The following is a 247-nucleotide window of genomic DNA, read 5'->3' as shown; positions in this document are numbered from 1 at the left end:
CCCCACCCACGCGAAGTGGGAACCCGCGCCCACCCTGCTGGCCTATGGGAACCCGGAAGCTGTACCTCCGGCCCCCAACCCGCACCAATTTGACTTTGCCGCCTATTTGCGGACCCGCGGAATCCACGGGCGGTTCCGGCCGGATGCCGGGAGCCGTGTACTCCCGGCGAACCCCCGGGGCGCGGGTAGTCTTGGACGAACAGTTGCCCGCCTCCGCCACCGCCTGATCGAAAGCCTGGGGGCTGCG

General features: G+C 69.6%; 1 protein-coding gene. It reads left to right on the top strand.

Annotation, left to right across the window (positions count from 1 at the left end):
- Positions 1–247, top strand: a 247-nt coding sequence (locus ACRHNM_RS17670) for a DUF4131 domain-containing protein (RefSeq protein WP_431137952.1), incomplete at both ends; no start/stop codon positions are given.

It is taken from the genome of Psychroserpens mesophilus (genome assembly GCF_050617655.1).
Lineage (GTDB): Bacteria > Bacteroidota > Bacteroidia > Flavobacteriales > Flavobacteriaceae > Psychroserpens > Psychroserpens mesophilus_A.
Note: the sequence above shows the minus strand (reverse complement) of the source record. Positions and strands in the feature narration are given on the sequence as shown.